The organism is Panacagrimonas sp., assembly GCF_965216805.1.
Taxonomy (GTDB): domain Bacteria; phylum Pseudomonadota; class Gammaproteobacteria; order Nevskiales; family Nevskiaceae; genus Panacagrimonas.
The window spans coordinates 940,642-954,075 of the sequence record NZ_CBDCGN010000003.1 but is presented as its reverse complement, the minus strand read 5'-3'; the positions used below and the strand labels follow the sequence as shown (position 1 = coordinate 954,075).

General features: G+C 63.7%; 12 protein-coding genes and 1 pseudogene. 4 read left to right on the top strand and 9 right to left on the bottom strand.

Annotated features, from left to right (window positions below):
* Positions 1-14 precede the first annotated feature (14 nt).
* The 3 genes from ACOOHP_RS17440 to ACOOHP_RS17430 form a co-directional block, all read right to left on the bottom strand.
* The gene (locus tag ACOOHP_RS17440; RefSeq protein ID WP_420467760.1) at positions 15-1,271 is read right to left on the bottom strand and encodes an aromatic ring-hydroxylating oxygenase subunit alpha; all 1,257 of its coding nucleotides are present in this window, start codon (positions 1,269-1,271) and stop codon (positions 15-17) included.
* A gap of 63 nt (positions 1,272-1,334) precedes the next feature.
* Positions 1,335-1,670 (bottom strand): hypothetical protein, encoded by a 336-nt coding sequence (locus ACOOHP_RS17435; RefSeq protein ID WP_420467759.1) that lies wholly within the window; start codon positions 1,668-1,670, stop codon positions 1,335-1,337.
* Between the two features lie 63 nt (positions 1,671-1,733).
* Positions 1,734-2,594, bottom strand: coding sequence for a fumarylacetoacetate hydrolase family protein (locus ACOOHP_RS17430; protein WP_420467758.1), 861 nt, complete (start codon positions 2,592-2,594; stop codon positions 1,734-1,736).
* Between the two features lie 174 nt (positions 2,595-2,768).
* Between ACOOHP_RS17430 and ACOOHP_RS17425 the strand changes: the two genes are divergently transcribed.
* The 3 genes and pseudogenes from ACOOHP_RS17425 (at position 2,769) to ACOOHP_RS17415 (ending at position 5,441) form a co-directional block, all read left to right on the top strand.
* The gene (locus ACOOHP_RS17425; protein WP_420467757.1) at positions 2,769-3,398 is read left to right on the top strand and encodes a VOC family protein; all 630 of its coding nucleotides are present in this window, start codon (positions 2,769-2,771) and stop codon (positions 3,396-3,398) included.
* A 65-nt stretch (positions 3,399-3,463) separates the two neighbouring features.
* Positions 3,464-4,396, top strand: a pseudogene (locus ACOOHP_RS17420) (NADH-flavin oxidoreductase/NADH oxidase); the annotation flags it as partial.
* Positions 4,397-4,598: 202 nt separating this feature from the next.
* A complete protein-coding gene (locus tag ACOOHP_RS17415; RefSeq protein ID WP_420467756.1) occupies positions 4,599-5,441 on the top strand; it encodes an FAD-dependent oxidoreductase in 843 nt (280 codons plus the stop codon).
* A gap of 48 nt (positions 5,442-5,489) precedes the next feature.
* Here ACOOHP_RS17415 and ACOOHP_RS17410 read toward each other — a convergent pair whose 3' ends face one another.
* Positions 5,490-6,512 (bottom strand): zinc-dependent alcohol dehydrogenase family protein, encoded by a 1,023-nt coding sequence (locus tag ACOOHP_RS17410; RefSeq protein WP_420467755.1) that lies wholly within the window; start codon positions 6,510-6,512, stop codon positions 5,490-5,492.
* Entirely contained in the window at positions 6,509-6,907 is a 399-nt protein-coding gene (locus ACOOHP_RS17405) for a hypothetical protein (RefSeq protein ID WP_420467754.1), read from the bottom strand. The genes ACOOHP_RS17410 and ACOOHP_RS17405 overlap by 4 nt, the downstream gene beginning before the upstream one ends.
* Here ACOOHP_RS17405 and ACOOHP_RS17400 point away from each other — a divergent pair.
* Positions 6,797-7,315 carry an NADPH-dependent FMN reductase gene (locus tag ACOOHP_RS17400; RefSeq protein WP_420468735.1) on the top strand — a complete coding sequence of 173 codons (519 nt, stop codon included), beginning with the start codon at positions 6,797-6,799 and terminating at the stop codon, positions 7,313-7,315. The genes ACOOHP_RS17405 and ACOOHP_RS17400 overlap by 111 nt on opposite strands.
* A gap of 316 nt (positions 7,316-7,631) precedes the next feature.
* Here the strand turns inward: ACOOHP_RS17400 and ACOOHP_RS17395 are convergent, their stop codons facing one another.
* The 4 genes from ACOOHP_RS17395 to ACOOHP_RS17380 all read right to left on the bottom strand — a co-directional run bounded on the left by ACOOHP_RS17395 (position 7,632) and on the right by ACOOHP_RS17380 (position 13,327).
* Positions 7,632-8,528, bottom strand: coding sequence for a sulfurtransferase (locus ACOOHP_RS17395; protein ID WP_420467753.1), 897 nt, complete (start codon positions 8,526-8,528; stop codon positions 7,632-7,634).
* A 455-nt stretch (positions 8,529-8,983) separates the two neighbouring features.
* Complete coding sequence (locus tag ACOOHP_RS17390) at positions 8,984-9,355, bottom strand: molybdopterin-dependent oxidoreductase (RefSeq protein WP_420467752.1); 372 nt, start codon at positions 9,353-9,355, stop codon at positions 8,984-8,986.
* A gap of 59 nt (positions 9,356-9,414) precedes the next feature.
* Positions 9,415-11,889: an efflux RND transporter permease subunit gene (locus ACOOHP_RS17385; RefSeq protein ID WP_420467751.1), complete on the bottom strand. Its 2,475-nt coding sequence runs from the start codon at positions 11,887-11,889 to the stop codon at positions 9,415-9,417.
* A 58-nt stretch (positions 11,890-11,947) separates the two neighbouring features.
* Positions 11,948-13,327 carry a DUF1329 domain-containing protein gene (locus tag ACOOHP_RS17380; protein ID WP_420467750.1) on the bottom strand — a complete coding sequence of 460 codons (1,380 nt, stop codon included), beginning with the start codon at positions 13,325-13,327 and terminating at the stop codon, positions 11,948-11,950.
* Positions 13,328-13,434 lie beyond the last annotated feature (107 nt).

The window sequence follows — 13,434 nt, the reverse complement described above, 5'->3', positions numbered from 1 at the left end:
CGCTCATCGCCGGCTCAGGTCAGTGCTTCGCGCACGGTCGGCGCTGCCACCCACTTCTGGATCGTCTCGATGGAATGCCGCAACAGGAACTCGCCGTCCTGCAGCAGGATCTCGGTCTTGCCGCCGGACTCCATCGCACGCTGCTGACGCTCCAGGTTGCCGACGTCCTCCAGAAAGATTTCCGCCATGCGGCAGTTGTGATGCTCCTGCTGAAAGCGCTGGCGCACGTCCTTGGCGCGCGGAATGTGGATGCGTGCGAGCCAGCGTGTGGTGTTCACGGTGAGCTGCCAGAACTCCAGGGTGAAGAAGCCGCCGGGCGAATAGAAAATCAGATAATTCGGAAACATCCACACAATCTCGGTCGCCCAGTTCGGAATCCGTCGTGGGTTGATCGCCGGGTGATGCTGGATCGCCTCGACTTCCCTGGCCGCCGCGCCGCCAAGCGTGTTGCCGGTGTCGACGTTGCTGTAGGCGAGCCGTTCCACTTTGGAGTTCGGCGAAGGCTGAAACATCGGATTGCCGAAGGTGGTCATGGTGCGATGCGCGCCGCGCACCACGCCGTTGAGCGGCCGCGAGAACGGATTGCTGTCGTTGGAGAACGTCGTGCCGATGGTCATCGGGTGCAGCACCGGCACGTGGTAGGACTCGCAGAAGGCATCGATGGTCTCCTTCCAGTTCGCGCGCATGTTGGACACGTTCACGGTGAAGGCCTCGTCCGCAAACGGTGCCGGCGCGTCCTTGAACGCTTCGCCGAACGGTCCGAGAAATTCCTTGAGGGTGACTTCCGGTCGCGATTGCAGATTGATGAAGATCCAGCCTTCCCAGGTCTCGCAATGGATCGGTGTCAGCCCGCAGGTCTTCATGTCGAGCTTGAAGAAGTTGTTGCGATCCGGCACGCCGATGCAGTCGCCGTCGTTGCGATAACCCCAGTTGTGGTACTTGCAGACGAAACGGCTGCCCTTGCCGGCGGGTTCGTGCACCAGCATGTTGGCGCGGTGCGAGCACACGTTTTGGAAGGCGCGGATCTTGTCCTTGGCGTCGCGCGTGATCAGCGCGATGACGCCGCAGACCTCGATCTCCTTGACGATATAGGTGTCCGGCTCCGGCAACTGCTCCACGCGGCCCATGCACAACCAGGCGCGGCCGAACACCTGCTTGCGCTCGCGCTCGAACCAATCGGACGAGACATAGGGCTCGATGGGAACCGGCCCGGTGCCGAGGCCGTTGGGTTCGGTGAGTTTTGGGAAGACGTTGGGTGGTTGCTTAGTCATTGGAACTATCTTCGCGTGGATGCGGTAGCAGCCGGCAAGCCGATACCCTCATCCACCCTGCGGCTACGGCCCGCGGCCGATGCTCATGCCATGCGGAAACGGCGAACCCACCGCGCGCGGCTGGCCATGAAATTCCACCGCCATTGCCGCATGCGGCAGCGACAGCAGCAGGCGGAACAGGCGCGCCGCGTCCTCAGGCATGTCGTCGAGCAGGAACTGCTGCAGATGGCCGAAGGCATCTTCCGCACGCGGCAGCATCGCCTGATAGAACTGCTGGATGTCCGCCATCGCCGCACGCGAGCGGCGGTCCCAGCGGATGTCGTTGGTTTCGCCAGCCCAGTACGCCGCGTAGGGCGCCAGATCCTCGAAGCCGGGCGGCAATGACTGCGGCGTCTGCATGGTGTCGGTCTCCTCCTGCCTGCCGGGCGCGTGGCAACTGGCCGCGTGGTGCCGGTGGGGTGCTCAGCGCGGCTCGTCGATCACGCGGTTTTCGATGGCGCCGATGCCGTCGATCTCGACCCGCACCACGTCGCCCGCCGCCAGATAGCGCGGCGGCTTGCTCACCGCGCCGACGCCGGCCGGCGTGCCGGTGAGGATCACATCGCCGGGCTCCAGGGTCATCGCCTGCGACAGGTGTTCGATCATGGCAAAGACATCGAACACCATTTCGCGGGTGTTCGAGTTCTGCCGCTGCTCGCCGTTGACGCTGCAACGGATGCCGAGCGCCTGCGGGTCGGCGATCTCGTCGGCGGTGAGGATCCACGGCCCGAACGGGCAATGGGTGTCGAATGACTTGCCCACCACGAACTGCGTGGTACGCAACTGCCAGTCGCGCACGCTGACATCGTTGGCGCAGCAATAGCCGGCGATCGCCTGGCGCGCCTGCTCGCGCACGACATGCTTTGCGCGCGTGCCGATCACGATGGCCAGCTCGGCTTCGTAATCGAGCTTGGTGGACACCCGCGGCAGATGCACATCGCCATACGGCGAGTTGGTTGCGGTGGGCATCTTGGCGAACCAGGTCTGCACTTCGGGCAGGGCCATGTTCGCTTCGGCGGCGTGGTCGCGGTAGTTGAGCCCCAGCGCCAGGATTTTTCCGGGCCGCGGCACCGGGGCCAGCAATCGCACTTCGCTGAGCGCATGCCAGCCTGCGATCTGCGGCAGGGCCTGAAGCTGCGCGCGCCAGGTGTCGAGAGCTTCCAGGAGGCCGATCATCGTCGACGGCGCGTCCGGCAGGTGCGCGCCGATGTCATACACGCGTTCGTCAGCAATCACCGCCGGCCGGGCAGCCGCGTCGCCCAAGACATAAGTACCCAACCGCATGACGCTCCTCCTGACGTTCGTGGCGTCTGCCCGTTACGCGAGCGTACGGGTTCGGAATTCAAGGCTCCGAATGCACTTGACCATATGGTAAACATATGGAGAATGCAACCGGTCCAGACCGCCTACGCCGTCGTCAGAACGGCCCCGCAATTCCGGTCATCCAGGAGCAGACTCATGAACGCACCGCACACCCCTTCCGCCGCCGCGTCAGTCGCTGCGTCCGCATCCAAGGTGGTTCCCTGCAAGCTGGCGCATTACGTCATCCGCGCCAAGCGTTTCCAGGACATGCTGGCCTGGTATCGCAAGGTGTTTCACCTGCAGACTTCGTTCGAAGCGCCGGTGATCGCCTTTCTGACTTACGACGACGAACACCACCGCATCGCCTTTCTCAACACCGCGCATCTGCCCGCGCCCGATACCATGCGCACCGGCATCGACCACATTGCCTTCACCTACGAATCCCTGCCCGATCTGCTGCACACCTGGGAGCGATTGAAGGCCGAGGGCATCACGCCGTTCTGGTGCATCAACCACGGCATGAGCACCTCGATGTACTACCGCGACCCGGACGGCAACGAGATCGAACTGCAGGTCGACAACTTTCCCAGCATGGACGAGTGCAAGGCCTGGTTCGCCTCGGAGGCCTTTGCCGCCAACCCCATCGGGGTGGATTTCAATCCGGAGATGCTGCTCGCCAAACTGCGCAGCGGCGTGCCGGCAACCGAACTGGTCAAGCAGGGTGCAGCGCCGGTGCCCAAGGACCAGCAGCACGTGTTCACCACCCTGCCGCCGCCCCCGGGCTGAACTGCACACACCCAGCGACTGCAGGTCCGCCACCCTGGCGGACCGCATGCCAGCCAGGAGCCGCGATGTACGCCAAGGCTTTCTCGCCGATCCGGATCGGCGGCGTCAGCGTTCCCAATCGCGTGTTCCGGCCCGCGCATACCGCCAACAACACGCCGGGTGGCAGGGTCAGCGAACGCTTCATCGCTGCGCACGAGGAGACCGCTCGCGGCGGCGTCGGCCTGACCATCACCGGCGGCGCGGCGATTCACGGGTCTTCGCTGCTGCATCCCAACGGTCTTGCGGTATGGGATGACGAATCGGTCGAGGGCCTGGCGCAGTTTGCCGCCCGCATGGACCGTTATCCCATGCGCACCTTCGTGCAACTCTGGCACGGTGGCCACAATGCGTTTACCGCCGACGGCTCGCCGCCGTGGTCGGCCTCGGCGACGCCGGGCGTGATGGTTGGCGTGCAGGCCGTGGCGATGAGCAAGGCGCAGATCGCCGAGATCGTCGAGGCGTACCGACTCGGCGCGATGCGCGTGGCACGTGCCGGCCTGCAGGGCTGCGAGATCCACGCCGGGCACGGCTATCTGTTGCGCCAGTTCCTGGCCACGGCGATCAATCATCGCGACGACGACTACGGCGGTGCGCTCGACAACCGCGCGCGCTTCCTGCTGGACGTGCTGCGTGCGGTGCGCGCGTCAGTGCCCAAGGGCTTTGTGGTGGGCGTGCGCATGGGACCGGAGACCCGCCCCGGCCTGCTGGAGCTCGACGAGATGATGCAGGTGGTCGGCATGATCGAGGCCGAAGGCCTGGTCGATTACCTGAACCTGACCCTGGGCGAATACAGCGCGCCGGACATGATGGCGGCACCCATGCACGAGCCCTCCGGCTATCAGCTGCGCTACAACGGCGAGGTCAAGGCGCACACGCAACTGCCGGTGCTGATCACCGGCCGCTTCCGCACCCTCGAAGAAGTGGACCAGGCGGTGCGCCTGGGCCAGGCCGATCTGGTCGGCATGGTGCGCGCACATCTGGCCGATCCGCACATCGTGCGCAAGACGCGCGAGAACAAGGTCGATCAGATCCGTCCCTGCATCGCCTGCAACCAGCGTTGCATCGGCGGCCTGTTCCTGCCGCCGGGCGAGCCGTTCTGCGCCGTGAATCCGCGGGCCAACCTGGAATCCAGCGGTGCCCGAGCCGACCCCCGCCGAAACCGTGCGCAAGGTCATGGTCATCGGCGGCGGCGTGGCCGGCATGGAAGCGGCGCGAGTTGCGGCACTGCGGGGTCATCGCGTACGTCTGTTCGAGGCCCGGCCCCAGCTTGGCGGCGTGGTGCGCTTTGCCGCTGCGCACGCCCCGAAAATGGCGTCCTTCGGCGATATCGCCTGGTGGCAGGAAGCCGAACTGCGGCGCCTGGGCGTAGAGACCTTCACCGACCGTCACATCGACGCCGACGATGTGCGCGCCGAAGCGCCCGATGCGCTGGTGCTGGCCACCGGTTCACGGCCACGCATGGACGGCGGGCAGCGGCATCGTCCGGGATTGGCGATCGCCGGCATCGCACAGTCGCATGTGATCTCGTCCGAGGACGCCTTGTCGCTGCCGCGCGAAAAACTCGGCGTCAGCGCGGTGGTGCTCGACGACGTCGGTCATTACGAGGGCATCGCCGCCGCCGAACACCTGATCAACCAGGGCCTGCAGGTTCGCTACGTGACGCGCCACGCCGCCTTCGCGCCGTTGATGGACGCCTGCTTTCGTGCCGAACCCGCGTATGCACGCATGCGCCGCACGCAGCGCTTTCACGTCCACACGCGGGCGACGCTGTCGCACATCGACGCAGAGTCGGTCCACATCTTCGACCCGACGCAGGACAAGCTGCCGACCGTGGTGCCGGCCACCACCGTCGTGCTCGTCGGCTACAACCAGACCAATGACGAGCTCATTCGGGAACTCGGCGATTTCCGTAGCGACGACCTTCACGTGATTGGCGATGCGCTGAGTCCGCGCTTCATCGAAGCCGCAATTTCCGAAGGGTATCGGGCCGGGCTGGCGATCTAGAACCGTTATCGCTGATTTGCGCGGGTCCGGCTCCTGTACGACGCTCGCTCAAGCCCCTACGCGGATCGCCACCTTGCCGAAGTGATTGCCGGATTCCAGGTGACGATAGGCGTCCTGCACCTGCTCGAATCCGAACACCCGATCCACCACTGGCTCGATGCGGTTGGCGCCGACGAAACGGCTCAGGTCCTGCAGCATCGCGCGGCTGCCGACGAACAGGCCTTCCATGCGTTTGGCGCCGATGATCAGGCTCATCGGCGAGAATTCCGGATCGGCGCCGAAGCCGCTGACACCGCCGATGATGGCGACGCGTCCGCCGACGCAGGTACTCGCCACCGAGCGCGACAAAGTACCCTGCCCGCCGACCTCGATGGCCAAGTCCACGCCCTCACCGCCGCTGAGCTTGAGCACCTCGTGCTGCCATTCCGGCGTCTTGCGGTAGTTGACCAGCCCGGTGGCACCAAGCGCCCTGGCGCGTTCCAGCTTGGCGTCGCTGGACGAGGTGACGATCGCTTCCATGCCAGCGGCGCGGGCAATCTGCAGGCCCCAGATCGAAACACCGCCGGTGCCCAGCAGCAGCACGCGTGCGCCCGGCTTGAGTTGGGCAAATTCGACGATGGCGTTCCATGCAGTGACCCCCGCGCAGGTCAGCGTCGCGCCCTGCACGAAATCCATCTGCGCCGGCAACCCCGCCAGGCGGCTCTGCGGCAGCACCAGTTCTTCGGTCAGTACGCCGTCGACATTGCCGCCAAAGGATTCCGAAACCTTGGCCAGAGAAACCGGGCCGTCGTCCCAGCCGTGGAAGAAGGTGTTGGCCACGCGATCGCCGGGCTTGAAAGCCGTAACCCCAGCGCCCACCGCGGTGACCTCGCCCGCGCAGTCCGAGGCCGCGATCACCGGATGCGGCACTGCCTGCGGATAGATGCCCTTGACGCCCATCAGGTCGCGGTAATTGAGCGACACCGCGCGCACCGCCACCCGCACTTCGCCAGCGCCGGGCTCGCGTGCGACGCGCTCGACGTGACGCAGGCCCTCAATTCCCTTTCCGTGGGTAAACTCGACCACTCTCATAGCGGATTTCCTGTTCGATCGATTGCTTGAATTTCGGCAGCAGGTTTCTGCCGCCAAGCGCGCAGGTGCAGCGCGGTCGGAACATGATCGCGGATACCACGATCGAATTGCGAGGTCGGTGCGCGAAATCCGCCGAGATGACGCAATGCCGATCCGTGCGTGTCCGTCATCGTCGATGGCGGAAATCCCGGTCTCGAATTGCGTGTTCCTGACTCACCATCGGAGTTCCGTTCATGAGTTTCTAAGACGTCGCCGTCATCGTCGGCAGCAATCGCCGCGAATCCATCAATCGCAAGCTGGCCCAGGCCCTGGTCGCGCTGGCGCCGTCTGATCTGAAGTTCAACTGGATCGGCGTCGACGATCTGCCGATGTACAACGGCGACCTCGAAACCCACCGGCCGCACTGCGTCGATCGTTTCACCGACGAAGTACGCGCGGCGCAGGGCCTGCTGGTGGTCATGCCCGAGCACAATCGCTCGCTGCCCGCAGTGCTCAAGAACGCCATCGACTGGGGTTCCAAGCCGGCCGATGCCAACGTGTGGCGCGGCCAGGCCATCGCCATCGCCGGCACCTCGCCGGGCGCCATCGGCACCGCGGTGGGCCAGCAGCATCTGCGCCAGATCCTGGGCGTGCTGGGCGCCGCGGTCATGGGCGGCGAGTGCTATCTGCAGTTCAAACCCGAGCTGATCGATGCACAGTCGCAGGTCACCGTGGAAAGCACACGCAAGTTCCTGCAGGGTCATGTCGCGCGCTTCGCGGAGCTGGTGCGGCTGCACCATGGCCGCCGGGGAAACGCCGAATAAGCTCTTACGCCGGCGAGAGCTGCAAGGACGGGCACGGGCGATTCGGAATTTCCTGGCATGCCCGAGTCGTCGGCAGGTCAAGGTAAGGGCGATCGCCGACCACGGATAACACAGGCAAACGCGATTCGGAACCTGACCGGCTCTGCGACTGGATCGCGAGCCGTGGACTTTCGATCCGTGGCAGATGCGTCTTTCCGGACGCAACCACACCGAGCCTCGCGCGAACGATGAACATGCTGCCTTCGGCGACGGGACCGCGCCCCTCGAGCGTCGCGGCGCGATCATCGGTTCGATGCCTCGCGCGCCTTGCAGACCCTCAACGCGCAGCTTCTCCCACCACCAGAGGAAGATTGAGGTCCGCCGCCCATTCGGTCATCGAGCCGTCGTAGACGCCGATGTTCTTCACGCCGAGCAACGTCATCGCGAACGCGGTGCTGCACGCCGCGATGGCGCCACCGCAGTAGGTGATGACACGGTCGGCGGCCAGCGCTCCAACTCTTTCGAACTGCTCATGCAAGCGGTCGGCGGGGAGATAGGCCTGCGTGTCCGGGTCGACAAGACCCAGAAACGAGACATTGACGCTGGAGGGTATGTGGCCCGGTCGCTGGTAGCGGACGGCACCCCGGCCGGCGTACTCGTCCGGGTCCAGAGAATGGACGAGGCAGGTATCGCCCCGGTCGATCGCGGCAAGAACCTCAACCTGGTCGGCAATGAGTCCGGCACGCGGTCGACAGACAAACTGCGCCGGTAGCGGCGTGCTCATGGTGGTGGTTACCGGCCGTCCCTCGGCAACCCATTTCTTCCAGCCGCCGTTGAGCACCGCAGCACGCTCGAATCCAAAGCTGCGCAGCATCCACCACACTCGCGCGGCCCAGATGTTGAGCATGTCGTCGTACAGCACCACACGCGTGTCGGGGCCGATGCCCAGGCGCGACATCGTCGATGCGAACTGCGCGGCCGAGCACATTGGATACATGAAGCGGTCGTTGGACGGATCGCACAGATCGTCGCGCAGATCGACGAAGACGCTGCCGGGAATGTGTCCGTTCTGGTGATTCTGACGACCGCTGAGCTTTTCGATGTAGCGTGCTGCGCTTTCGTCGAAGTAGTTCGGCAGGTAGTGCGTGCAGTCCACCACCCGCAGTCCGGGATCGTCGAGATGCTCCTGCAGCCAGTGGGTTTCGACCAGGTATTCCGGGTGTGCGTATTCCACAGGTTCACCTCCGATGTGCCGAGACTCAAGCGTACGCTCGGAGTGGGCGTATGCACCCACTCTGAAGAGTAAGAGTTCCGATCTACGGATCTGCGCGGCAGTCAACGCCGCTTCAGCCTGGAAAAATGCATTTGCCGCCGATTTCAAGGATGACGCGGATTGAAAATCGGCTACTTGCCAGCGCCGATCAAGTCACCTAATCGCTGCAGCACCGATGCTCAGAAAGTTCATATTCCGAACCGTGTTTATCCGTGTGATCCGTGTGATCCGTGGCTAAGCGCCGCTTTTTGGGTTCAGCGCCCTTGCAGCGATGCGCTCGGTCGAAGGCTTCAGGGCGCGATACAGCGGCCGCAGCATCCGCGCCGGAAACCGGCGCGCGCTCCTCGAAGGCGACTCTAGCGCGCGGATGATCCATGAACGGGGGCAGGAGGAAGGAAAGCGATACGCCCGTCGATCTAGTCCGCCAGTAGCACGTCGGAAGCCAGCAGATCCTCCAGCGGCAGGCAGCAGGCATAACCGTCGGCACCGCGGAAGGCCACCCGTTCCGCGCCGGCCTGCGGCCTCAGGATGTCTTCGTACACCTGCGCGAAGCGCCAGCCCGACCATTGCACCGCGCGCACCGACCGGGTCGTGACGCAGTGAAAATCGGACCGCTGCTGGATCCGCGGGACCGAATGCAGGTGCTCGGCTTGCAGTCGCAGGGGATGCGCGACGTCGCCGCGGATTTCCACCTCGGGCAAGGCGGCATGGGCGGGCGCCAGCGGGTCGACGTTGCTATCGCGGTTTTCCGATTGTGCTTGTCCTTCCTCGACGACAGCACAGGGCAAAAAAGAGCCGGGCTTACGCCCGGCTCCCGATTACACAACTTGTGCCTGAATCCGCCCGATCAGACCGCCGGTGCGGTCCGCCCGCCGGTGGACTTGTCGGCCTCGTGATCGGCGTCGTCCATGAACAGCGACAGGTCCACGCTCTCGCCCACCAGCAGGTCTTCGCGGGCGGCGAACTTGGGCTTGATCAGCCACACCAGCAAGGGCAGCAGCACCAGCGCCAACACCATGTTGATCAGCATGATCGCCACCAGCAGCAGACCCATGTCGGCCATGAACTTGAGGTCGGACAAGAAGTACCACGGCAGGATGCCGATGATCATGATGGTGGCGGTGAACATGATGGCCTTGCCGGTGGTGGACAGGGACACCGTGATCGCCTTGCCCCAATCCTTGCCTTGCGCATTGAACTCTTCGCAGATGCGCGACAGCAGGTAGATGCCGTAGTCGATACCGACCCCCACGCCGAGCACGGCGACCATCACCGAGTTGATGTCCAGACCGATGCCGAGCACATGCATGGTCGCGGTGAGAATGAAGTTCGACAGGTTGACCGGAATCAGCACGATGAGTGCGCCGATGGGCGACTTGTAGGCAAAGGTAGCCACCACGAAGATCGCCAGATTCAACAGGCCCAGGATCACCCAGTGATAGCGCTGCACCACCAGGTTCATGGCCTGCTGCAGGGCGATGAAGCCGGTGCCCATGCGCACGGTGAACTTTTCGTGGTCGGTGCCGACGATCTCCACCGCGCGCCTGGCGCTGGCCAGCGCTGCGTCCACCGTTTCCTGCTTGTTGTCGGCGTACCACAGCGACACGGTGGAGTGCTGGGCATTGAAGTCCATCACGTTGCTGAAGTTCAGCGGCGTCGATCCGAACAGGATCGCCTGGCCGGCGCTGTAGGCTGCCAGTTTGGTGGGATCGATCGGCATCCACAACGGATTGCCGCCGGAGAACAGGCGGTTGCCCTCGGACATGTAGTCGCTGAACGACAGGGTCGCGCGCGGCGGCAGCACCGGGTCGGACTCGACGATGGCCTGCAGCTTGGAGCGGATGACCATCGCCTCCGGCGACAGCGCGATGCGATTGGTGCCGTCCACCGGATTCTTGGACTCGATGATCAATTCCAGGGTGTTCATGCCCGGGAAGTGATCGTTGATGGCGCGCACCGCGGTATTGAACTCCGAATCCTCCCACAGCAGGTTACTGCCCTCGACCGGATTGCCGATCTTGATCTGGAAGGACAGATAGATCGCCACGGCCGAGAACGCCACGAACAACACGGTGGTGACCCTTGCCGGCTTGCCGAACGTGAGGCGCGCGATGCGCTCGAGCACACGCTTCTGCGCAGCATGAAAGCCGCCCTGCTGGTCATCGTTGGTGGCAACCAGGGAATCGATGTTCTTCGGATCCGGCAGATAGGACAGCAGGATCGAGATCAGGAACACGCCGGTGGGGATGATGCAGAAGGCCCAGAAGCCGCAGAACAGGGCAAAGCGCTCCATTGCGGGGATCGGCGCCACCGCGATGAAGATGATGCCCAGCGCGTCGGTGATCACGCCCAGGATCGAGGGCATCATCATCACACCCATGGTCACTTCGGCAGCTTTGCGCTTGTTCTTGAGGTGCGCGTAGATCTCGTAGAAACGTTCGCTGAACTGCACGCAATGCGAGAACGAGCGCGCCACCAACAGCAAGGGCACGATCAGCAGCAGCGGCTCGATCGGGGACTTCAGCCAGCCCACCAGACCGAAGCCCCAGATCGCGGCCACCAGACTGCAAGCAATGGGGGTAAAGGTGCCGGCAAAGTTACGCATGTACAGCGCCAGCGCCACCACCAGCATGCCCAGCGTGATGGCGAAGATGGTGTAGGTCTGCTCCTTGAGCTTGTACACCCAGCCGGTCAGGGTCGGCTGGCCCGCCACGTAGATGATGTGGCTCTCGTCTTCTGCCGCTTTTACCAGCTTGTCGACATACTCGAAGGCGACGCCGTAATCCACATAATCCTGGAAGGTGGCCTGGATCAGGGTGGCGGTGCCATCGCGCGACACGAAGAAGTTGCGCGCGTTGGGCGACTGCTCCACGCGCTTGCGGAAGTCCTCGATCTCTTCGTCGTTGACCGGCACGCGGTCACCCATCAGCGGACGCACGTCCACACCCTCGGGTGTTGCTTCCACGTAGCGCAGCTTTTCCGTGGAGATCGACAGCATCTGGTCGTGGTCTACGGCCGGCGTCAAGTCGATGTTGCGGGTCAGGTCCCAGACCTTCTGCAAGGTGTCGGAGTTGTAGATATCGCCGTCGGTACGCTTGACCATCACGAAGATGGACAGCGGGTTGCCGAAATTGGGATGGTCGTAATAGACCTGGACGAAGGGATCGTCCTTGGGCAACAGGTCCTTGAAGATGGTGCGGATCTCGATACCCGGGAAGCCGGCCGCGAATCCTGCCGTGACCAACCCGAACAGGATCAGGATGGGCAGGCGCTTGTCCATGATCCATTTGGCAAGACGGAAAGGGGCTGGAAGTTTGTTCATGGGCACGTCCGCAAGTTGTTGTTTGCCGCAGAAGAAGTATCGATTACCGCAAAGCCGTTCAGACCGCGCCCAGCCGCATCAGCGCGGTCTGGGTCAGATAGTTGTCGTACATCTTGGGATCATTGGCGCCGCTCAGGTGGCCATCCACGTTCTTGAGCTGCTCCAGGCGGGTCACCCGACCGGTCTGGATGTCGGAGACCGTTACATGACACCAGCTCCAGTACGGATGCTGGCCGTCCATGAACTTGTTGTCGCCCAGCTCGTAGAGACTGTAGGCGCCATCGAAGGAACGATAGGGCTGATCGCGGCGGTCGTAGGTGACCATGCCGATCACGACCTGATTGCGGGCATCGAACCACACCTGCTTCTTGGAAATGGGCGCGCGCGGGAATCCGGTGGGTTTGGCCTCGACCAGAATTGCCTCGGGCACCAGTTCCACGGTGGAATCCCAGAACGTCTCGCCCTTGGGGCCGCCATGCTTCTTGTGCGCCCAGTTGGGGTCCGCCCCCTCCCAGTTGCCGGACAAGCCCGCCAGGAACGGCCCACGCCCGACGATCTTGTAGTCGCTCCAGGTGTTGAGCGGATCGCCAGCAGCCCAAGCGTCGGACAAATAGATCGTGGTGCCCGGCAGCAGCGGTTCGAAGCGCTGATCGGCCGGAAACTGGCGGATGCGGCGGAAGTCCGCCACGTAGCCGTACAGCTTGGGAAAGGTGCTGTGGTCGTAGTCCCACACATTGAGAAACGAGGTGCCCTTGAACTGCTGCGGCGCGGTGAAGAACACCGACTGGAAACGCAGCTTGTCGATGTGCTCCGGCCAGTAGGGCTTGGGGTCCATGCTCACCCGCGACACCGTGGCCAACTCCGCCCAGCCGCCGCGATATCGGAAACGGGTCTCGCCGTCGACCGCGACGTCGTCGATGCTGACGGCATAGAACGAGGCATCGTGGCGGCCCCAGCTCAGGGTTTGCGCCGCAAACAGCTCGATACCGGTCTTGGCATCGGGAAACGGATTGCCGCCGATCCAGGGCTGACCGTCGGCGGTGTGAACCACGTTGCCCTTGTCGTCGAAACTGGCTTTGCCGGCATTCTTGAGCGTCGCCTCCAGATATTCCCAGGGCGACAGCTTCATCACGTCCTTGGTGGATGCAACGACCTTGAGCTTGCGTCCGTGCTTGAGAATCTGCTCGTAGCGGATCGGCTCCAACAGATCTTTCACATGCTCCACATTGGCAGCGGTGATCTCGTCGCCGGTCTTGACCTTGCCCTTGGTATAGGCGTCGATCGACAGCAGTTCGTCCGGATAGGCCTTGCTGATCTCGCCGGTTGCTGCAATGGTCTGCCACGTTGGCGCCAACACGCCTGCCGTAGCCGCACCCGTCGCAAGCTGCTTGAGGAAATGGCGACGACTGTAGTGGTGATCGTATTTGCGGATGTGCATGGCGGGGCCTCCTCCTGAGTTAAAAATACCGGCGGTCGTTACCCGACCGCCGGTTCGAAAAGCGCTAGGGTAGGTTTAGCGCTGAGGAGTCGGTCAGACGGGAAAGC